This is a genomic window from Novosphingobium sp. JCM 18896 (assembly GCF_025938095.1).
GTDB lineage: Bacteria > Pseudomonadota > Alphaproteobacteria > Sphingomonadales > Sphingomonadaceae > Novosphingobium.
Map to the genome: position 1 here is coordinate 81228 of NZ_JAPCZF010000001.1, position 18808 is coordinate 100035.

The following is an 18808-nucleotide window of genomic DNA, read 5'->3' on the forward strand; positions in this document are numbered from 1 at the left end:
GCTCGAATGTTGATAACGTTTTGTCTTGTGGTGCTTTTTATCGGTTCACATGAGGTGCGACGTGTCGGACTGCGGTCCATGACTGGAAGTTTCGCTGGATTGCCACGCCCCTCGCAGGGCTGACGCCGTCCCCGATCACGCTAGTTCGAGAAGATGTGAACCAAACGATGTACGATCTTGTTTTCACTATCGATCAAGACGTGAAGCGTCGCGCTTCGCTTTCCTTCTTCCTGAATAATCACGGCACCTTTGCGGAGCCGTTCGAGACGATCGACGAGTTCATCGGCTGCTGGCCGAAGTCGGGCGTCATCCTGATCCATGACGAGGGCAACGCGGTTGCATCGCTGATGCATGAGATCTGCAGCCGCCACACCTGGCTGCCCGTCGTTGCCTATTCGGAGAACCCCGATCCGTCGCGGATCGTCGAGGCGGTTCTCGGCGGCGCCATCGGCTATGCCAACTGGCCCGGCTGCGGCGATGCCCTGCTCGACGCGATCCGCAACGCCGGCACCCGCTCCGGCGCTGCGATCGCCGCTGGCTCGCGCAAGACCATGGCGCTGAGCCGCATCGAGAAGCTTTCGAAGCGCGAGCGCGAGATCCTGGCCGGCATGGTCGAGGGGCTCAGCAACCGCCTGATCGGCAAGCACCTGTCGATCAGCCCGCGCACGGTCGAACTGCACCGCGCCAACCTGCTCAGCAAGATCGGTGCCCGCCACAGCGCCGAGGCCATCCGCCTGGCGATCGAGGCCTCGCTGCCCGCGTTCGAGCCGGTCGTTCTCGACGCCGCCTGACGCCACCATCCGAACAAACGAAAACGGCGGTTCCGCAAGGAGCCGCCGTTTTTCTATGCGCTGATGTCGGGGCAGGGGACGTCGTCCGAAGCATCCCCAGAAATGCCGAGAGCGCAGCCCCGTGACCGGGGCTCCCATGCCGCCCGGTAACGGAGCTGCGCTCATCGTGCGCGATATGTCTGGTCGCGGGCGCCCGGTACGGAGGCAAATACGTACCGGGCTCCTCGCGTCAGTTCGGTTTGGCTTGCGCTTTGTCCTCGGCTTCGTCGGCCTCACTGCCGATCTGCTGCCAAGGCTGCTCCTCGTCCTCGGTCTCTTCGACCGCGAGGAGTTCGTAGAGGCGGGTGCGGAGCACGTCGACGCCGATCGACGACATCGCGCTGTCCGGGCAGTCCGCCTGGAGGATTGCGGCAAGCGAGCGCTGCTTCTGCGCGATCAGGTCGATCGTCTGCAGCTCTTCCGTGTGGCGCTGGACCACATCGGCGTTGCCGCAAAGGATCGTCCCCAGCGTCTCGATGTCGAGGCTGAGATCGAGCAGCACGTCAGCGATCGCCCGGATGTGGGGCCCGCTCAGAAGGGGCCCGCCCGAGGGGGTGGGGACCTCTTCCATCATCATGCGGCGTGCGCCAGCTCTTCGGCGTCGGCGTTGAGCGCCTGCAGGTTGAGCACCATGACCATGCGATCCTCGATCGCCGACAGGCCTTCGAGGAAGGGCACGACGCCGTCCTGCGACATCGGCGGCGGCGGCTGCAGCGTATCGGCGGCGATCGTGACGATGTCGCTGACCGAGTCGACGATCAGGCCGCGGGCCTGGCCGGCGTATTGGGTGACGATGATCGCGTGGCGCGGGGTCGCTTCGGTCGCTTCCCAGCCGAGACGCGCAGCCAGGTCGACCACGGGCAGAACGGTGCCGCGCAGGTTGACCACGCCGGCGACATAGGCCGGGACGCGCGGCAGGCGCGCGGTGGGCGACCAGGCGCGGATCTCGCGGATCGCCATGATGTCGATCCCGAAGAGCTGGTCCGCCACCTCGAAGGTGATGAGTTCACGGTGCATGGGTCTGTAATCCTCTAGGATCAGTGAGAGACGCGGCGAACCGCCGCGATGAGCTTCTCGGTGTCGAACGGCTTGACGATCCAGCCGGTCGCGCCGGCCTGGCGGGCGCGAGCCTTCTTCTCGTCCGAGCTTTCGGTCGTCAGCACCAGGATCGGCCGGTCGCGATGGCGGCTGCCACCACGCAGGCGTTCGATCAGGCCGAAGCCGTCGAGCCGCGGCATGTTGATGTCGGTGATGACGACATCAGCCTCGTTGCTCGCAAGCCATTCAAGGGCCTCGATGCCATCTTCAGCCTGCACCACGTCGAAGCCGTTGGTGCTGAGCGCATGGTTCAACAGCGCACGCATCGATGCGCTGTCGTCTACCGTAAGTACCCGCGTTGTATCGGTCATGGGATTTGCCTCGTATAATCCTTTAAAACAGTTCGACGTCACCGGAGGAGACCTGCGGCCGCGCGACCGGTCTCTCTGGCGGCGCCATCTGAGCGTCCACGTTACGGCAGCGGACCTGGCCCAGAGCGGGTCGGAAATCGACACGCCGGGCAAAGCTGCCGCCAAGATCGAAGCGCATCAGCGGTATGCGCTCGTTCTCGAGGAATGAGCGGGCGAAGTCGGCATTCGCGCTGCCGATCGCCTTCATTCCGGTACGCAGGTTGGCGCCACCGTAGAGGTGGGCCTTCATGCGACTCTTCAAGGCTCCCCAGGCCAACATGTCGTTGATCAGCATTTCCATGAGGTAAACGCCGTAATGGACGTCGACCGCATCGGTGCCGCGACTGGAGGGAGGCTCGGCCAAGAGGAAGTGGTTCATGCCACCAACCCCGGCAATCGGATCGACCAGGCAGGCCGCGACGCAGCTGCCCAGGACGGTGTTGAGTTCGACGCGGGGGTCGGTGCTGACGCGCACCTCACCCTGCATGACCGTGACGCGGATCGCGTCTGTCGGCCCTCTCGGCTTGTCTATGGGGCTCATGGCACTCATTTTTTATGCGGCCTTCCCGAGAGCGTAGGTCGCGATTTCGCCGATCGGCGCGATCACGCCGGCGGCGCCGAGCGAGATCGCCGCGCGCGGCATGCCGAAGACGGTGCAGGTGGCTTCGTCCTGCGCGATCGTCGCCGCGCCGGCCTGCGACATGGCGAGCAGACCGCGCGCGCCGTCGCTGCCCATGCCGGTCAGCAGCGCGCCGACCGCGCGGGCGCCGACGGTCTGGGCGACCGAGCCGAACAGCATGTCGACCGAGGGCAGGTGGCCCGAGACCGGATTGCCCGGACGCAGGCGTGCGTAATACTTGCCGGCGGTGCCGCCGACGGTGAGGTGACGATCGTCGCCCGGGGCCAGATAGCAGTGACCCGGCTTGAGCGGCATGTCGGGCTCGGCCAGCATCACCGTCGCCGGCGAGCTGATGTCCAGCGTCTTGGCGATCGCCGGGGCAAAGCGCGGGTTGACGTGCTGAACGATCACGGTCGGCGGACAGTCGGCCGGGAAGTTGGCGAGCACCGTCTGCAGCGCTTCGACACCGCCGGTCGACGAACCGATGGCGATGAGGTCCGGGCGGTGCGCACGGATCGCGTTGTTGGTGCGCGCGGCAACCGGGGCGGGAGCGCTCGCCCCACCGCGGTTGAACTGGACCTGCGCCGCCTGGCGGATCATGTCGCCCAGCTTGGTGCGGGCACCGGTGCGCAGCGCGGCGTCGAGATCGGCCTTGGCATAGCAGTCGATCGCGCCGAGCGTCAGCGCGCGGGCGGTGGTTTCCGCACCCTGCTGGGTCGAACCCGAGACGATGATCACCGGCGTCGGGCGCAGGGTCATGATCTTCTCAAGGAAGTCGAGCCCGTTCATGCCCGGCATTTCGATGTCGAGCGTGACGACGTCGGGGTTGTGGACCTTCATCAGCTCGCGGCCCTCGGCGGCATTGCCCGCCGCGCCCACGACCTGGATGTCGGGCTCGGCCGAAAGGCACGCCGCGAGAATCGCGCGCATGGTGGCGGAATCGTCAACAATAAGAACCCGGATCGTCATGCCGCGCTTCTCTGATAGATGGTGGGACCGACTGGCTGGAGCTGCGCGGCGGCGGGACCCGTGACGCGCTCGCTGTGGCCGATGTAGAGAAAACCGCCAGGAACCAGCGCTTCCGCGAAGCGGGAGATCAGCCGTTCCTTGGTCGGGGTATCGAAATAGATCATCACGTTCCGGCAGAAGATCACGTCGAACTGCCCCTTCATCGGCCATTGGCCGTGAAGGTTGAGCGTGCGGAAGCGCACGAGACCGCGCGCCGTGTCGTCGAGCGTCGCCATGCCGCCCGCCACCTTGGTCCAGGGCTGGCGAAGCTGCGCCGGGACGGCCTCGATGTCCTCGACCGGATAGGTCGCGGCCGATGCCTTCTTGAGCGCGTGCTGGGCGATGTCGCTGGCCAGGAAGCGGATGTCCGAACCGGCGATGCGACGGCCCGTGGCCTTGTCCTCGCCGAGCAGGGTCATCACGATCGACCAGGTCTCTTCGCCGCTCGAACAGCCGGCCGACCACAGACGGGCAGGCTGACCGGACTGCACCTGATTGAGCAGCTTGGGGCGCGTGGTCTGCGCGAAGTGCTCGAAGTGGTGCGGCTCGCGATAGAAGAACGTGTGGTTCGTCGTCAGCGCGCCAATCGCACGGGTCTGTTCGGCCGGGTTGTTCCGGATGTGATCGATATAGGCCGCGAAGGTGCCACAGCCCGATTCCCGGACCAGCGGCGCCCAGCGCGAGTAGACCAGCATCGCCTTGCCGGCTTCGAGCACGATGCCCGCGCTCGAATAGGCCAGTTCCGAAACGGTCTTGAAGTCGGCGGTGCTGTAGATGTCGGGGCTGATCCCCGGCATCGGCTCTGCCGTGGCTGCGGCGAGGCTCATGCTGCCTGCCTTTCGGGCTCGATCATCGCGCCGCCGACGAGACCGTCGACGTCGAGGATCAGGGCCACCTGGCCGTCACCGAGGATGGTCGCGCCGGCAACGCCGTCGACCGCACGGAAGTTGGTGTCGAGGCTCTTGATGACGAACTGGCGCTGGTCGCAGATGTCGTCCACCAGCAGCGCGGCCTGGCCGGCGGCTTCGGTGTCGACCACGATCAGCACGCCGCCGTCGGGGCCGCGCGATGCGCCGCTACCGCCGATCGTCTCGCGGACCGAGATCACCGGGATGAACTTGCCGCGCATGTTGAACATGGCGCGCTGGCCCAGGCCCTGAACCTCGCCGTCCTTGGGACGGAGGCACTCGACGACGTGGGCGAGCGGAACGACCATCGATTCCTGGCCTACCGCGACGATCATGCCGTCCGAAATGGCGAGCGTCAGCGGCAGGGTGAGGGTGAAGGTCGTGCCCTTGCCCTCTTCGGATTCGATCGTGATACGACCGCCGAGATCCTTCACGTTCTGACGCACCACGTCCATGCCGACGCCGCGGCCCGAAACGCTGGTAATGCTCGCCGCCGTGGAGAAGCCGGGCGCGAAGATCAGGTTGTCGATTTCCTCGGGGCTCAGCTGCGCGTCGGGCGAGAGCAGGCCCTTCTCGACCGCCTTGGCGAAGACGCGGGCACGGTTGATGCCGGCGCCGTCGTCGGCGATCTTGATGAGGATGCGGCCCGAACGGTGCTCGGCCGAGAGGGTCAGCGTGCCGTCGGCGGGCTTGCCCGCGGCGAGGCGAGCCTCGGAAGCCTCGATGCCGTGGTCGACCGCGTTGCGGATGAGGTGGGTCAGCGGCTCGCCGAGACGTTCGATGACGGTCTTGTCGAGTTCGGTGCTTTCACCGATCAGGTCGAGGCGGACGTGCTTGCCGGTCGACGAGGCCAGTTCGCGCAGGATACGCGGCACGCGGCTGAACACGGTGCCGATCGGCTGCGCGCGGATCGACATCGCGCTTTCCTGGATGTCGCGGGTCAGCGATTCGAGGAGAGTGATCTCCTCGTTGGCCTGAATGCCTTCGTTCGAGATGCGCTGCGCCATCATCGCCTGGGCAATGACGAGCTCGCCGACCGAATCGATCAGCTTGTCGAGCTTGGCCAGGTCGATGCGGATCGAGGCGCCGGCCGATGCTGCTGCGGCAGCGGCGTTGGCATTGGCGGCCGCAGGCGCCGCCGGGGCTGCCGCAGCGGGAGCCGGAGTCGGGGCTGGTGCGGCTGCGACCGGCGCCGCGACGGGAGCCGGAGCGGCGGCCGCGACCGGAGCCGGCGCGGGGGCCGGGGCGGCGACGACCGGGGCGGGAGCGGGGGCAGCGGCAACCGGGGCCGGCGCGGGCGCCGGAGCCGGGGCGGCGACGGGCGCCGGAGCCGGTGCCGCGGCGGCGATCATCGTCGGCGGGATAGCGGCGGTCTCGCCGAAGGCGATGCCGACGTCGTCACCGACGAAGTCGAAAATGTCACGTACGGCGGCTTCGCTGACGTCGCCGGGCAGCTGGTAGCTCCAGCCGAGATAGCCCTGGGCGGGATCGAGCTGGTCGAGCGGCGGCAGCTTCTCGACGTCGCAAGCGATGCAGGTGGCGCCGAGGCCGGCCAGTTCGCGCAGCAGCAGCAGCGGTTCGCCACCGTTGAGCATCGAGCCGTGGTGCGGACGCAGGTGAACGTGGAGCCCCGGGGCTTCCTGGGGCGCTTCCGGAGCTTCGGGCTCGGCCGCGACTGCGGTTTCGGCCGGCGCATCACCGTCCATGCTCGGCATGTCGCCGAACATGGCGTCGAGGTCGAGCTCGTCGAAGGCGTCGCCGAAATCCTCGTCTTCCTCTTCGGACGACGCGGTTTCGGGCTCGGCGGCCGGCGCGGGTTCGGGGGCCACTTCGGCAACCGGGGCCGGGGCGGGCTCGGCTGCAGCTGCCGGTGCAGCGCCGGCATTGGCGTGCTGGGCCGCGGTCAGTTCCTGGAGCAGCTGGACGTCGTCGGGTGCCGCACCGCCGTCGCGCGCGGAATTGACGTGGTCGCTCAGCGTGTCGAGCGCGCGCAGCAGCAGGTCGGTTAGCGGTGCGACGTCGACGAGGCCGTCACGCACGTCCGAAAGCAGCGTCTCGAAGGTGTGCGTATAGGCCGCGAGCGCGGTGAAGCCGAAAGCGCCGGCGCCGCCCTTGATCGAGTGGACTGCGCGGAAGATCGCGTTGATCGTGTCGTCGTCCTGCGTGCCCGACTTACAGGCATCGAGGCCGGCTTCGGCGGCGGCGAGCGATTCTTCGCACTCGACGAAGAAGATCTGTTGAATTTCCTCGGCGGTCACGCGCGTGCCTCCTCGAAGAGCTCATTGGTGAGGCCGGTCAGGCTGGCCGCGTCGCGCAGCGCCGGCGACGGATCGATCGCAACGCCCTCGGTGGTCCGGCGGGCGCTGGCGAGCAGCTGGAGCAGCGCCTGGCTGACGTGCGTCACCTGGGTGCCGTCGACGCTGAGCGGAGCGCCCATGGCCGCCACGAATTCGGGCAGCAGCGTCTCGACGGTGGCGCGGTCGCACCGCGCGGGAAGGGAGATTGCAGACATTCGGGAAAACCCTTTCGCCGATCGCTCTTAGAATTCGGCCCAGTCGTCGAAGTCCTCGACGGGGGACGACTTGATCGCGAGATTGCCGTGGACTGCCGGCATCGACGGCGCGGCGGGACGCGGGGCCGGCGTGACGGGGAGGGCTGCGACGCGCGGTGCGCCGTAACCGCCCTCGCCAGTCGAGAAGCGCGAGACCAGCGCGGTCAGCTCGTTGGCCTCGTCGGCCAGGCTGCGCGAGGCGGCGGTCGACTGCTCGACCATCGCCGCGTTCTGCTGGGTCATGCGATCCATTTCGCTGACGGTGGTGTTGATCTGCTGGAGATTGAGCGACTGCGCATTGGCGTTGTCGGCGATCTCGGTCATCAGGCCGGTGATGTCGCCGACGCCGCCGAGGATCTTCTCGAGCAGGGCGCCGGTCTCGGCAACCAGCGTCACGCCGTCTTCGACCTGGCGGGTCGAGGCGGTGATCAGTTCCTTGATGTCCTTGGCCGCGTCGGCCGAACGCTGTGCGAGCAGTCGGACTTCGTTGGCGACCACCGCGAAACCCTTGCCTGCGTCGCCGGCACGCGCCGCTTCGACGCCCGCGTTGAGCGCGAGGAGGTTGGTCTGGAACGCGATCGAATCGATCACGCTGATGATCTGGCCGATTTCCTGGGCCGACTTCTCGATCGCACCCATCGCCGTCGTCGCGCGGGCGACGACCTTGCCGCCTTCGGTGGCTTCCTGGTGCGTCGCCGAGATCGTGCGCTGCACGACGGTGGCGCGCTCGGCGGTCAGCTTGATGTTGTCGGTGACCTGGTTCATCGCCGAGGCCGCTTCCTCGAGGTTCGCCGCCTGGCGCTCGTTGCGGTTGGCGAGGTCGTCGGAAGCCGAACGGATCTCGGTGGCGCCGTTGTGGACGCTCGAGGCCGAGGCGCGGACCGACTGCATGGTACCCGCGAGCGACGAGACCGCCGCGTTGAAGTCCTTGCGCAGCTCCTCGTAGGCGCTGGGGAAGGGCTCGGTGAGCTGGAAGTCGAGCTGGTTCTGCGAGAGCTTCTTGAGGCCGCCGCTGAGGCCTTCGGCCATACGGCTATCCTCGGCCTTGTTGCCGTTCTGGAGCGCCAGGGCATTGTCGCGGAAGGTCGCCATGGCCTTGGTCATCCGCCCGACGCAGTCCTTGTGGTCGGTGTAGCGGATCGGGCTGGAGGTATCGCCCGCGGCCAGCGCTTCCATGCGCACGACCGTGTTAACGTAAGGCGTGCAGATTCGCGACGAAGCCGTCATCAGCGTAATCGCCGTACCCACGAGCGCGGCACTGGCCGCGCCGATCAGGGTCGGGCTGCCGCCGGCGAGAACGGTGGTAGCGACTCCGACGCCCGCCAGCGCCGTCTGAACGCCCAGAAGCGCCTTGAATTTGGCCCTGATGGGCGAGTCTTTCTCGAACCAGTTAAGCATCTCGCCTCCAGCAGTCGCGGGTATGTCGCGTGGTCTTCGCCCGCATTTCGCGGGTGACCGTGGCGAGGCTGGATTAACCATCTCCGGGTGAATTCGGGGCTTAGCGAGGACCTGGTATTTCTACTATTTTATATCAGCCGTTTACTATAACTTCCCCGTTTATGAGCCGCATGAGCCTGGCGAGTCCGGGTAATCAGCGGAGGTTAAAACGGTCCTATGTCTATGAATGACGCACGCGTTCTGGTGGTCGATGATTCTGCGGCCATGCGCGCGCTGTTTTCCGACGTGCTGGACCAGGCGAAGAACGTCCAGGTTGTGGGAACCGCGATCAACGCCGACGATGCACGCGACAAGATCGCCTCGCTCCGCCCCAACGTGATCACGCTCGACGTCGAAATGCCGGGCATGAGCGGCATCGAGTTCCTCGAGGAAATCATGTCGACCAATCCGCTGCCGGTGGTGATGCTCTCGTCGCTGACCCAGGCGGGCACCGAAATCTCGCTCAAGGCTTACGAGCTCGGCGCGGTTGAGTGCTTTCCCAAGCCGCTGAAGGCGACGCCCGAACAGTTCAACAAGCAGGTCGGCAAGCTCGGCAAGATCGTGCTCGCGGCGGCCAACAGCAACGTCAAGGACAAGAAGCCCAAGCCGACCGGCCCCGCCGTCGAGAAGTTCGACTGGAACGGACGCATCGCCGCGTTCAGCGCGTCGATGGGCGGTGTCGAGGCCTTGACCGAAATGCTCGCCGGCTATCCGGCGAACTGCCCGGCCACGGTCGTTGTGCTGCAGACCCAGCCCGAACTGGCCGAGACCTTCATCAATCGCCTGAACAAGGACCTGAAGTGCTCGGTCCGTGCGCTGGTCGATGGCGCCGCGCTTGAAGAGGGCGTGGTCCACATTGCCGCCGATCCGAACAACCATGTCGTGCTCGAGCCCGGCTCGCCGCCGAAACTGCGCCTGCTGGCGCGTGATCCGGTCGAGGGCGTGCGCCCGTCGGCCAACCTGCTGTTCGGCACGATCGCCCGCGCCGCGATTCCCGCGGTCGGTGCCGTGCTTTCGGGCATGGGAACCGACGGTGCCAAGGGCCTCAAGCTGCTGCGCGACGCGGGTGGCAACGCCTTCGTCCAGTCGCCGCAGAGCTCGGTTGTGGCGGAATCGCCGAATGCCGCGATCGCGGCCGGTGCGGCCGAACGCGAAGTGCCGATCGATGCTCTGGCCGCGGCCACGCTGGCCTGCTGCAACAAGGCCTGATCGCGTGGCCGGCTAGACCGGTCTCATACAAGAATAGAGCGATAGCGGCGTGAGAATTCACGCCGCTATTCGTCGTTCAGTGCGTCTGAACGCACCAATTGTTGACGAACGTAAAGGAATCTATCCTTTTCCCTAACGCGCTATCGCAAATGCACGCGGCCGGGATTTATCGGGGGATAAATCGGATTCTGTCATTTCCCTGTATGAAACCAAATGGGGGCAGTGCGGATGACGGCTTCGAGTTCGCAACATTCGATCGATGACTATGGGCTCGTTGCGAGTTCGGTTCTTCCGTGTGCCTCTGTTAGCCAACTTGCCAATCAAGCGGTGACCGCGTGAACAGACCCGACAATCGTACTGGCCAGCGTGTCATGACCGTGTTCAAGGCGGCCCGGATCGGTGCGGCCTGCGCGGACGACCTCGGCCTGATCCGCAACATCTCCGCCGAAGGTCTGATGATCGAGACGCAGCTGACGCTGTCGGTCGACGAGCCCGTGGTCATCGAGATCCAGTCGGGCAAGCCGATGGAAGGCCGCGTCCGCTGGTCGAAGAACGGCATGACCGGTATCCAGCTGAGCTCGGCGATCGACATCGCCGAGGCGCTGCGCACGAGCAGCCCGGGCGACATCGTCGACCGCATCCGGCCGCCGCGCTTCGATCGTGCGGTCGAGGCGACGCTGCAGTACGAGGGCCGTCACTGGTCGGCGATCACGCAGAACATCTCGCTCTCGGGCGCGCAGATCGTCACGCAAAGGGCCCTGCTGCTGCCGCGCAACGCCCATGCGGTGCTTGGGGTCGAAGGGCTCGGCTCGCTGGGCGGCGAATTGCGCTGGCGCCGCGGCAACAACATCGGCATCCGCTTCGAGCATCCGCTGCCGCTTCGCCATTTCCAGCAGTGGCTCCACCAGTTCGGCGAGCACCGCGTGCCCGTTGAGCTGCCGCAAAGCGCGCCCGCTTCGGCCATGCGCTCGATCTAGTCGACGAGTTTCGCGATGAAGCCCAACTTTCGCGAAGATTTCCTGGGGCGGGAGCTTGTCTCCGAGCACCAGGGAGCGGATTTCGCCGGCTGGCCGGCGGCACAGCCGCAGGCGGTCGAGACGGACCTCGCAGCCTTCTATCAGGAAGCGCTGAACGAGGCAGCGATCGTCGACATCACCGATCCGCTCGGCACGATCCTTTCGGTCAACGATCGCTTCTGCGAACTCACCGGCTACACCCGCGGTGAGCTGGTCGGAACCAACCATCGCATGCTCCGCTCGAACGAGCACGACTGGACCTTCTTCCGGCAGATGCAGCGCGAGATCATGCTCGGCCACGTCTGGCGCGGCGAGATCTGCAATCGCTCCAAGAACGGCGACCTGTTCTGGGTCGACACCACGATCGTTCCGCATCGTCGCCGCAACGGCCAGATCGAGCGCTTCATCGCCATTCGTTTCGACGTGACCGCGCGGCGTCAGGCGGAAGAGCGGCTGCGCCGCCTGGCGAACGTCGATCAGGTCACCAACCTGCCCAATCGCAACGCCTTCATGCGCAGCGTCGAAGACATCATCGCCGATACCCGCGCCACGCCGGGCCGCATCGCCGTGGGTATTCTCGACGTCGACCACTTCAAAGAAATCAACGATTGCCTCGGCCATGGCGCCGGCGATGCGCTGTTGCAGGAACTCGCACTGCGCCTGCGCGCCGCCATGGGTCGCAACGACGAGGTCGCGCGGCTCGGTGGCGACGAATTCGGCATCATCCTGCGCGACTGCGCCTCCGAGGACGTGGTCCGCCAGCGCATTGCCGGCATCTTCCAGGCCTTTGCCAAGCCGATTCCGGTCTGTGGCAGCGAGAGACTGCTGTCGGCGAGCCTGGGCATGGCGATGCTGCCGGTCGGGCCTGCGGGCCGCGACGAATTGCTCAAGAACGCCGATATCGCGCTGCACGAAGCCAAGGCCAACGGCCGCGGCCGCGCCGAACTGTTCGGCGAGGAGATGCAGGAAGCGGTTCACCGCCGCGCGGCGCTGCGCGAAGCCTTTCAGCGTGGTCTCCACGAAGGCGAATTCGTGGTCCATTACCAGCCCATCGTATCGCTGGTCCCAGGTGCTCCCGTTGCGATGGAAGCGCTGCTGCGCTGGAACCATCCCGAGCTCGGCCTGATCCGACCGCCCCAGTTCATCGAAGCGCTGTCCGACGAGCATCTGGCCGCGCAGGTAGGCTGCTATGTCATCGACGTCACGGTCCGGCAGATCGAGCAGTGGCATCGCGATCGCGTTCGTTTCGCTTCGATCTCGATCAACGCGACGCTCGGCGATTTCCGCTCGGGCCGCTACGTCGACGCAATCCTCGCGGCGATCGCCGACGGCCGCATCGGCGCGGGCGACATTCGGGTTGAGATCAACGAGGACGTCCTGATGGGGCGCGGCGGCGATTGCGCGCGGTCGGAGATCGATCGTCTTCACAAGGCTGGCGTCGCCATCGCCTTCGACGATTTCGGCACGGGGTTCGCCTCGCTGCGCCACCTGCGCGACATGCCGGTCCAGGTGGTGAAGATCGACAAGAGCTTCATCCGTTCGATCGAGCACGACCGCGCCGACCGTGCCATCGTCGGCAATGTCATTTCGCTCGCGCATCAACTCGGCAAGACTGTGACTGCCGAAGGTGTAGAGACGCGCGAGCAGGCGGAAGTGCTCAAGGAACTCGGCTGCGATCTGATCCAGGGTTTCCTCGTGGCCCCGGCGATTGCGGCGAGCGAGATCGAGCCGCTGCTGCGCGCCGACGACGTTACCGCGCGCTACGGCCTAGCCTGATCCAAGTCTTTCGCAGGCCGCGCTTCAGCGCTGGCAGCGGCGCACCCAGTCGGCGAAAGCGGCCATAAAGCGGGCGACGCCCTGGCGCGTACGCTCGTCGGTCAAGCGCCCTTCCGCATCGAACTTTTCATGGGCGCGGAAGACCAGCACTTCGGGCTGGGGCATGCAGTAGCTCTCGGTGAATTCGAAGGCCTGGCGCAGCTGGCTCTGGCCGCGGGCCGTGCCCGTGATCCCCGGCGAGGCGCCGAATATCGCGACCGGCTTGTGCGCGAGGACCGCGTCGCGCGGCGGGCGAGAGGCCCAGTCGATGGCGTTCTTCATCACGCCGGGGACCCCATGGTTGTATTCGGGGGTGGCCATGATCACGCCGTCGGCTGCGGCGATCGCCTGCTTGAAGCGGACCACGCCCTCGGGATCGCCGGCTTCCTCGACGTCGCCGTCGTAGAGCGGCACGGCGGCGAGATCGAAGAGCTCCACCTCCATGTCGGCCGGCGCCAGCTCGACCGCGGCTCGGATCAGCGAGCGGTTGTAGGATTCGCGGCGCAGGCTGCCGGCGAAGGTGAGAACCTTGAGGGGGGACGCTCCGGTATTTGCAGTCACACGATTCTCCACGGCCGACGGCGACACCCTGCGGGGTGCGGCTTGGCGCCGTCAAGCCGTGGAGCGGTGCTTACTTGGCCGGATTGGCGACGTCCTTTGCGGCGCTGCCGACGTCCTTTGCCGCATCGCCGACATTCTGCGCGGCATTGGCGACGGCATTGTTCTTGACCACTTCGCTGTCGCTCATGCGGCTGAAGAAGACGATGCCCACCACGAGCGCGATGACGAGGACCAGGGCGATGACCCAGCCCGAACCGCCGCCGCGGCTGGGGGTTTCGACGATGACGGTGCGATCTTCGGCCATGATGGGATACTCCGTTGAACACGTGGCCCCAGAAACGACCGGAACGGACCCATGTTCCTGCCGACCGCGCGAGGCCTGCGGAACTCTCCGTCGAGCGAAGGCTTTCCGTGGGCAGAAGCAATCTCAGGGGCGCAAGCCATGGCCGAATTCACCGTCGATCGCCTCGTCTTCACGCCGCCGATGATCGACCTGTCGCGCTCGCCGCTGGCCGGGCATTTCGATGCCGAGACCTATGTGCTGGGCGCGTTCAATCCCGCCTTGACCAAGCTGCCCAACGGCAACCTGCTGATGCTCGTGCGGGTGGCCGAGGCGCTGCGCCAGCCGATCTTCGACGGCAAGGTCCATGCGATCCGTTGGGATGAGGGCAAGTACGTGCTCGACGGCTGGCCGCTCGAATTCGCCGACACCGCCGATCCGCGCAAGTTCATGCTGCGCGGCGGCGGCTGGAATATCATGGCGCTGACCTCGCTGTCGTGGCTGCTGCCCGTCGAACTGTCGCCAAATGGACTCGCGATCGTCGCGGTGCACTACGACCGCGCCGTGGCGCCGACGGGTTCCTGGCAGTGCTACGGCCTCGAAGACGCGCGGATCAGTCGGGTCGAAGGCAAATATTGGATGACCACCTGCTCGGTCAGCCCCGAGCGGCATTCGACCACACTCTACAGCTCCGAAGACGCGATGGACTGGCATTTCGAAGGCATCGTCCTCGATCACCAGAACAAGGACATGCTGATCTTCGAGGGGCTGATCGGCGGCAAGTTCTGGGCGCAGACGCGGCCGCTCGGCGATCTCTACTTCGCCTATCCGCCGGGCAGCGAATGGCGCGCGGGACCCTCGATCAATCTCGCCTCGTCGCCCGATTGCCGCCACTGGCAGCCGCACATCGAGCCGGGCATCCGCCCCCACGCTGCAACCGTCGCGACCGCGCGGATGGGCGGGGGGACGCCGCCCATCCTCACCGAAGTGGCGGGCAAGCGCGGCTGGCTGACCCTGTGGCACGGGGTCGAGCCAAGCGGCATCGTCGGGGTCTACCGCACCTATTGGTCGCTGCTAGATCCCGAGCATCCCGCGCGTACGATCGCCACCAGTCACGATCCGCTGATCGAGGCCGATCCCGGGCTGACCACACCGATCGAGGACCTGATGTACCTGCGTGATGTGGTCTTCACGACGGGGATCGTCGAGGCGGAGGACCATTTCATCGTCGCCTCGGGCGAAGCCGATCTCGCTTGCCGGATCACGCACATTCCCAAGACCCGCTTCTGACACCCCGTTGCCAAAAGCCGATGTTGCAGTGCAATAGGCAGCGATGCGCATCGCCATCGTCGATGAAAGCGCCGCGCGCGCTTCGGTGATCCAGGAAGGACTCGCGTCGCTCGACGACTGCGAGATTTTCGTGGTGACCGAAAGGCGCGGCCTTGTCGCGCGGATCGGCGAGATCGCGCCCGACATCGTGCTGATGGACCTCGGCAACCCCTCGCGCGACGTGCTCGAGGAATATTTCGCGGTCAGCCGCGCGCTGGCCCGGCCGATCGCCATGTTTGTCGACCAGAGCGACGACGACGCCATCGCGGCCTCGATCGATGCCGGAGTCTCGGCCTATGTCGTCGACGGCCTGTCCGCCAACCGCATCAAGCCGCTGATCGACGTCGCGGTGCGGCGCTTCAACGCCTTCGCGCGGTTGCAATCGGATCTCGATGAAGCACGCGGGCGGCTGGCCGAGCGCGAGGCGATCGACAAGGCCAAGCGCATCCTCATGGACAGCCGCGGGCTGACCGAGCCCAAGGCCTATGCCGAGATGCGCAAGGCGGCGATGGACCAGGGCAAGAAGATTGCCGAGATCGCCGATGCGATCATCACCGCGCACAAATTGATGGGAGGCAAGTGATGGCCGAGGAACTGACGATCGGCTTCCTCCCGCTCGTCGATGGCTGTCTGCCGATCCTCGCGCGCGAACACGGCTTCGCCGAGGACGAGGGGGTTTCGCTCAATCTCGTCAAGGACGTGTCCTGGGCGACGGTGCTCGATCGCCTGCTCTATGGCCACAGCGACGCCGCGCATATGGTCGCGCCGCTGGCGATCGCGACGACCCTGGGCCGCGGGCGTCCGGCGCAGCCGCTGGCGGTGCCTTTCGTCCTGGGTCTCAACGGCAATGCCATCACCCTGCGCTCGGACATCGCGCAGCGCGTTGGTGTCGACGGTAAATTGGGCGATCCCGCGCAGGTCGGCGCGGTGCTGGCCGAGGTCGTGCGCGAGCGCGTGGCCGCCGGCAATCCGCTGCGCTTCGGCGTGGTTCACCGCTATTCGAGCCACAACTACATGCTGCGCTACTGGCTCGCGGCTTGCGGCATCATGCCCGACCGCGATGTCGAGATCACCACCGTGCCGCCGCCGTTCTGCGCCGACGCGCTCGAGGCCGGGGAGGTCGACGGCATCTGCGTCGGCGAGCCGTGGAATTCGGTCGCGGTCGAGCGTGGGGTGGGGCAGATCGTCCTCGCGACCGCGCAGGTCTGGCGTCGCGGCGTCGAGAAGGTCCTCGCGCTGCGCGAGCCCGTGCTGAACGAGAAGCGCGGCGCCGTCGAACGCCTGATCCGCGCCATGTGTCGTGCGGGGCGGCATTTCGTCGATCCGGCCAATTGGGAAGCCAACGCCGCGATCCTCGCGAGGGCCGAATATCTCGACGGCGATCCCGTGCTGATTCGCCGCGCGATCGCCGACCAACTGCTGCTCGCGCGGGGCGGAGAGATCGTCGAATATCCCGATTTCATGTTCCAGTACCGCGAGGCGGCGAACTTCCCCTGGGTCAGCCAGGCCGAGTGGCTCTACACCCAGATGGTGCGCTGGGACGGGCTGACCTTCGATTCGGCCGATGCCGAAAAAGCCGCGCGCGTGTTCCGTCCCGACGTATACCGCAGTGCACTAATTGGCACCGGCGAGCCGCTACCGGGCGCCAGTTCGAAGGTCGAAGGCAGTCTCCGGCAGAAGACCTCGGTCTCGACCCAGCAGGGTACGATGACTTTGGAAAGTAATGCGTTTTTTGACGGTCGCGTATTCGATCCCAGTCATCTTGCCGAGTACATCGCGCAGCTCGGCTGAGATCAATTCATGCTGCATTGCAAAAATACCTTTACCAAGTCCGTGCGAATCGGTTAGCCTTCCTGCCAGCAGCCAAGCCGGCCGCCGCCCAAGGACGGGCGGACTAGAGCGCCGCTGGGCTTCAACGAAACATTGCGTGGCAACGTCGCCGCCCGAATTGGTCCCCACCCGGGAGCCAAGTCGAGGCGGTTTTTTGCGTTGTCCGCACGAGGCGGAGCGAGTGCCCGATGGGTCAGGTGGGATCAGCGCAGAATCAGCGAAAGGGCGAGCGCCAGCGCCAGCCCAAGGCTGACCGCCTGCCAGAATCGCACCGGGTTACGCTCGATCAGCGGCACCGGACGACGTTGGCGGACTTCGAGCGAGCCGCCGCGTTCGAGCGCCCGGAGCAGGTCGATGACGTCGCCGAAGCGCGCCTCGCGGTCAGGCTGGATCGCGGTCAGCACCGCGTCGTCGAGCCAGGACGGGATCTCGGCGCGGTACTTCGAGGGCGGGGTCGGGCGGCCGAAACGCGGGCGCTGGAAGGCTTCCTGCTCGCCGAAGGGCCAGTGTCCGGTCAGCCAACGGTAAAGCGTGACGCCGAGGGCGAACTGGTCGGTCAGGTCGTCGCCGGCGTTTCCGGCGAACTGTTCGGGCGCCATGAAGCCCGGCGTGCCGGGGATCTCGTCGCCGTGGAAATCCTCGACCCGCGGCAGTCGCGCGACCCCGAGGTCGATCAGTTTGAGGCCGCCGTCGCTCGTCAGCATCACGTTGTCGGGCTTGATGTCGCGGTGAACCACTTCGAGCCGATGCAGCGCGGCGACCGCTCGGGTCAGGCGGATCGCGTGCTCGACCGCGAGCTTCAGCGGGGGCAGGCCGGCCGCCAGGCGATCGGCCATGGTCTCGCCGGTGAGCAGCGGTTGGACGCAGTAGAGTGCGGTCTGCCGGTCGGGGCGGACCGGATGCGCGGCCAGCACGAAAGGACTGGCGACGCGCTGGGCCAGCAGCAGTTCACGGGCGAAGGCCAGGCGGATCGCGCGTTCGCTGAGCGCGTTGGGGCGCGGGAACTTGAGCACGACCTGGCCGCCGGCTTCGCCGTCCTCGGCGACGAGCAGGATCGCGTAGCGGCCTTCGCTGAGCACACGGTCGATGCGGAACCCGTCGAAGCTGGTGCCCGGCTCCGGCGGCGTGATCGCGGGCAGGGCGGACAGGCCCGCGAGGATGCCCTCGTGATCGGGCGCGGGCAGGCGGACGACGTCGATCAGCACGGCCGTGGCATTGTCGCGGCCCCCGGCTTCGAGCGCGGCCTCGACCAGTTCCTCGGCGGTGGCTTCGGCCGACTTCTGCTGACCCAGGATCGCGGCGATGCGCTTGTCGCTGAGCGGACCGTGCACGCCGTCGCTGGTCAGCAGCAGGCGGTCGTGTTCGGCCAGTTCGATCGTCGCGTGGTCGAGCCGCAGTTCGGGCTCGATGCCCAGCGCGCGGATCAGCACATGACGAAGGTCGGGCTCGGGGCGGACATGATCCTTGGTCAGGCAGGTCAGCTTGCCACCGGCGAAGCGCCAGGCGCGGCTGTCGCCGACGTGGACCAGATGCGCACGGCGTCCGCGCAGCGCAAGCGCGGTGAAGGTGCTCGCCGCGTTTTCCATGTCGTCGCTGCGCCCCATGCCGTGGAGCCAGCGGTTGTAGGCCGCCAGCGGCGCCTGCATCGCGCGCGCCGGACCCAGCGTGTCGGGCATCGCGTAGAAGCCCTCGATCAGCGCGCGCACTGCCAGTTCGGCGGCGACGCGGCCGCGCTTGCCGCCGCTGACGCCGTCGGCCACCGCCGCGATCACGCCCTGGCGCATGCGCTCGAGCGCCGTGCCCATGTGGACGCCGCCGAAGTCCTGGTTCTCCTCGCGCGGCCCCTGGGCGCTGGCAAAGCCCGCCGCCAGCACCAGTTGCCCGTCCGCGTGACTCGCATCGCGCAATTTCTTCGCCCCCTCACATGTGCGCGCACCACGCCCGCCCGCGTGAGGATCGATCTCACT

Annotated in this window: 19 protein-coding genes; 7 read left to right on the forward strand and 12 right to left on the reverse strand. The window is 66.7% G+C overall.

What is annotated here, in order from left to right; all coding sequences use genetic code 11:
• Positions 1 to 200 precede the first annotated feature (200 nt).
• Positions 201 to 791 (forward strand): response regulator transcription factor, encoded by a 591-nt coding sequence (locus tag OLX23_RS00380; protein ID WP_264442141.1) that lies wholly within the window; start codon positions 201 to 203, stop codon positions 789 to 791.
• A gap of 229 nt (positions 792 to 1020) precedes the next feature.
• On the opposite strand, the gene OLX23_RS00385 is transcribed toward OLX23_RS00380, so the two are convergent.
• From OLX23_RS00385 to OLX23_RS00425, 9 genes are read right to left on the reverse strand one after another with little or no spacing between them, the layout of a single operon-like run.
• A complete protein-coding gene (locus tag OLX23_RS00385) occupies positions 1021 to 1407 on the reverse strand; it encodes a hypothetical protein (RefSeq protein ID WP_264442142.1) in 387 nt (128 codons plus the stop codon).
• Positions 1404 to 1847 (reverse strand): chemotaxis protein CheW, encoded by a 444-nt coding sequence (locus OLX23_RS00390; protein WP_264442143.1) that lies wholly within the window; start codon positions 1845 to 1847, stop codon positions 1404 to 1406. The genes OLX23_RS00385 and OLX23_RS00390 overlap by 4 nt, the downstream gene beginning before the upstream one ends.
• 20 nt (positions 1848 to 1867) lie before the next feature.
• Positions 1868 to 2239 carry a response regulator gene (locus OLX23_RS00395; RefSeq protein ID WP_264442144.1) on the reverse strand — a complete coding sequence of 124 codons (372 nt, stop codon included), beginning with the start codon at positions 2237 to 2239 and terminating at the stop codon, positions 1868 to 1870.
• A gap of 22 nt (positions 2240 to 2261) precedes the next feature.
• Positions 2262 to 2819: a chemotaxis protein CheD gene (locus tag OLX23_RS00400; protein ID WP_264442146.1), complete on the reverse strand. Its 558-nt coding sequence runs from the start codon at positions 2817 to 2819 to the stop codon at positions 2262 to 2264.
• A 12-nt stretch (positions 2820 to 2831) separates the two neighbouring features.
• On the reverse strand, positions 2832 to 3866 hold the full coding sequence (locus OLX23_RS00405; RefSeq protein WP_264442148.1) for a protein-glutamate methylesterase/protein-glutamine glutaminase: 1035 nt from the start codon (positions 3864 to 3866) through the stop codon (positions 2832 to 2834).
• Positions 3863 to 4732 (reverse strand): CheR family methyltransferase, encoded by an 870-nt coding sequence (locus OLX23_RS00410; RefSeq protein WP_264442150.1) that lies wholly within the window; start codon positions 4730 to 4732, stop codon positions 3863 to 3865. Before OLX23_RS00410 ends, OLX23_RS00405 begins: the two co-directional genes overlap by 4 nt.
• Positions 4729 to 7071 (reverse strand): chemotaxis protein CheA, encoded by a 2343-nt coding sequence (locus tag OLX23_RS00415; protein WP_264442152.1) that lies wholly within the window; start codon positions 7069 to 7071, stop codon positions 4729 to 4731. Before OLX23_RS00415 ends, OLX23_RS00410 begins: the two co-directional genes overlap by 4 nt.
• Positions 7068 to 7325 carry an STAS domain-containing protein gene (locus OLX23_RS00420; RefSeq protein WP_264442153.1) on the reverse strand — a complete coding sequence of 86 codons (258 nt, stop codon included), beginning with the start codon at positions 7323 to 7325 and terminating at the stop codon, positions 7068 to 7070. The genes OLX23_RS00415 and OLX23_RS00420 overlap by 4 nt, the downstream gene beginning before the upstream one ends.
• A gap of 27 nt (positions 7326 to 7352) precedes the next feature.
• Positions 7353 to 8762 (reverse strand): methyl-accepting chemotaxis protein, encoded by a 1410-nt coding sequence (locus OLX23_RS00425; protein ID WP_264442154.1) that lies wholly within the window; start codon positions 8760 to 8762, stop codon positions 7353 to 7355.
• Positions 8763 to 8984: 222 nt separating this feature from the next.
• On the opposite strand from OLX23_RS00425, the gene OLX23_RS00430 reads away from it, so the two are divergent.
• From OLX23_RS00430 to OLX23_RS00440, 3 genes are all read left to right on the forward strand, one after another.
• Complete coding sequence (locus OLX23_RS00430) at positions 8985 to 10010, forward strand: chemotaxis protein CheB (protein ID WP_264442155.1); 1026 nt, start codon at positions 8985 to 8987, stop codon at positions 10008 to 10010.
• A 335-nt stretch (positions 10011 to 10345) separates the two neighbouring features.
• The gene (locus tag OLX23_RS00435; RefSeq protein WP_264442156.1) at positions 10346 to 10987 is read left to right on the forward strand and encodes a PilZ domain-containing protein; all 642 of its coding nucleotides are present in this window, start codon (positions 10346 to 10348) and stop codon (positions 10985 to 10987) included.
• 15 nt (positions 10988 to 11002) lie between these two features.
• On the forward strand, positions 11003 to 12802 hold the full coding sequence (locus OLX23_RS00440) for a putative bifunctional diguanylate cyclase/phosphodiesterase (protein ID WP_264442157.1): 1800 nt from the start codon (positions 11003 to 11005) through the stop codon (positions 12800 to 12802).
• A gap of 24 nt (positions 12803 to 12826) precedes the next feature.
• Here OLX23_RS00440 and OLX23_RS00445 read toward each other — a convergent pair whose 3' ends face one another.
• Positions 12827 to 13402 (reverse strand): NADPH-dependent FMN reductase, encoded by a 576-nt coding sequence (locus tag OLX23_RS00445; protein ID WP_264442158.1) that lies wholly within the window; start codon positions 13400 to 13402, stop codon positions 12827 to 12829.
• Positions 13403 to 13472: 70 nt separating this feature from the next.
• Positions 13473 to 13706, reverse strand: a complete 234-nt coding sequence (locus OLX23_RS00450) for a hypothetical protein (protein WP_264442159.1) — start codon at positions 13704 to 13706, stop codon at positions 13473 to 13475.
• Positions 13707 to 13844: 138 nt separating this feature from the next.
• Here OLX23_RS00450 and OLX23_RS00455 point away from each other — a divergent pair, with 138 nt between their 5' ends.
• Genes OLX23_RS00455 through OLX23_RS00465 form a run of 3 tightly spaced genes read left to right on the forward strand, consistent with a single transcriptional unit; the run spans position 13845 to position 16802 of the window.
• On the forward strand, positions 13845 to 14972 hold the full coding sequence (locus tag OLX23_RS00455; protein ID WP_264442161.1) for a glycosidase: 1128 nt from the start codon (positions 13845 to 13847) through the stop codon (positions 14970 to 14972).
• A gap of 43 nt (positions 14973 to 15015) precedes the next feature.
• Positions 15016 to 15594 (forward strand): ANTAR domain-containing response regulator, encoded by a 579-nt coding sequence (locus tag OLX23_RS00460; protein ID WP_264442162.1) that lies wholly within the window; start codon positions 15016 to 15018, stop codon positions 15592 to 15594.
• Entirely contained in the window at positions 15594 to 16802 is a 1209-nt protein-coding gene (locus OLX23_RS00465) for a CmpA/NrtA family ABC transporter substrate-binding protein (protein ID WP_264442163.1), read from the forward strand. Before OLX23_RS00460 ends, OLX23_RS00465 begins: the two co-directional genes overlap by 1 nt.
• A 242-nt stretch (positions 16803 to 17044) precedes the next feature.
• On the opposite strand, the gene OLX23_RS00470 is transcribed toward OLX23_RS00465, so the two are convergent.
• Entirely contained in the window at positions 17045 to 18748 is a 1704-nt protein-coding gene (locus OLX23_RS00470) for a bifunctional protein-serine/threonine kinase/phosphatase (protein ID WP_264442164.1), read from the reverse strand.
• Positions 18749 to 18808: the final 60 nt, after the last annotated feature.

Bases quoted from the DNA above. Each gene is read 5' to 3' on its own strand.
- OLX23_RS00385 (WP_264442142.1), bottom strand. From the start codon at position 1,407: ATGATGATGGAAGAGGTCCCCACCCCCTCGGGCGGGCCCCTTCTGAGC.
- OLX23_RS00390 (WP_264442143.1), bottom strand. From the start codon at position 1,847: ATGCACCGTGAACTCATCACCTTCGAGGTGGCGGACCAGCTCTTCGGG.
- OLX23_RS00395 (WP_264442144.1), bottom strand. From the start codon at position 2,239: ATGACCGATACAACGCGGGTACTTACGGTAGACGACAGCGCATCGATG.
- OLX23_RS00400 (WP_264442146.1), bottom strand. From the start codon at position 2,819: ATGAGCCCCATAGACAAGCCGAGAGGGCCGACAGACGCGATCCGCGTC.
- OLX23_RS00405 (WP_264442148.1), bottom strand. From the start codon at position 3,866: ATGACGATCCGGGTTCTTATTGTTGACGATTCCGCCACCATGCGCGCG.
- OLX23_RS00410 (WP_264442150.1), bottom strand. From the start codon at position 4,732: ATGAGCCTCGCCGCAGCCACGGCAGAGCCGATGCCGGGGATCAGCCCC.
- OLX23_RS00420 (WP_264442153.1), bottom strand. From the start codon at position 7,325: ATGTCTGCAATCTCCCTTCCCGCGCGGTGCGACCGCGCCACCGTCGAG.
- OLX23_RS00425 (WP_264442154.1), bottom strand. From the start codon at position 8,762: ATGCTTAACTGGTTCGAGAAAGACTCGCCCATCAGGGCCAAATTCAAG.
- OLX23_RS00430 (WP_264442155.1), top strand. From the start codon at position 8,985: ATGAATGACGCACGCGTTCTGGTGGTCGATGATTCTGCGGCCATGCGC.
- OLX23_RS00440 (WP_264442157.1), top strand. From the start codon at position 11,003: ATGAAGCCCAACTTTCGCGAAGATTTCCTGGGGCGGGAGCTTGTCTCC.
- OLX23_RS00450 (WP_264442159.1), bottom strand. From the start codon at position 13,706: ATGGCCGAAGATCGCACCGTCATCGTCGAAACCCCCAGCCGCGGCGGC.
- OLX23_RS00455 (WP_264442161.1), top strand. From the start codon at position 13,845: ATGGCCGAATTCACCGTCGATCGCCTCGTCTTCACGCCGCCGATGATC.
- OLX23_RS00460 (WP_264442162.1), top strand. From the start codon at position 15,016: ATGCGCATCGCCATCGTCGATGAAAGCGCCGCGCGCGCTTCGGTGATC.
- OLX23_RS00465 (WP_264442163.1), top strand. From the start codon at position 15,594: ATGGCCGAGGAACTGACGATCGGCTTCCTCCCGCTCGTCGATGGCTGT.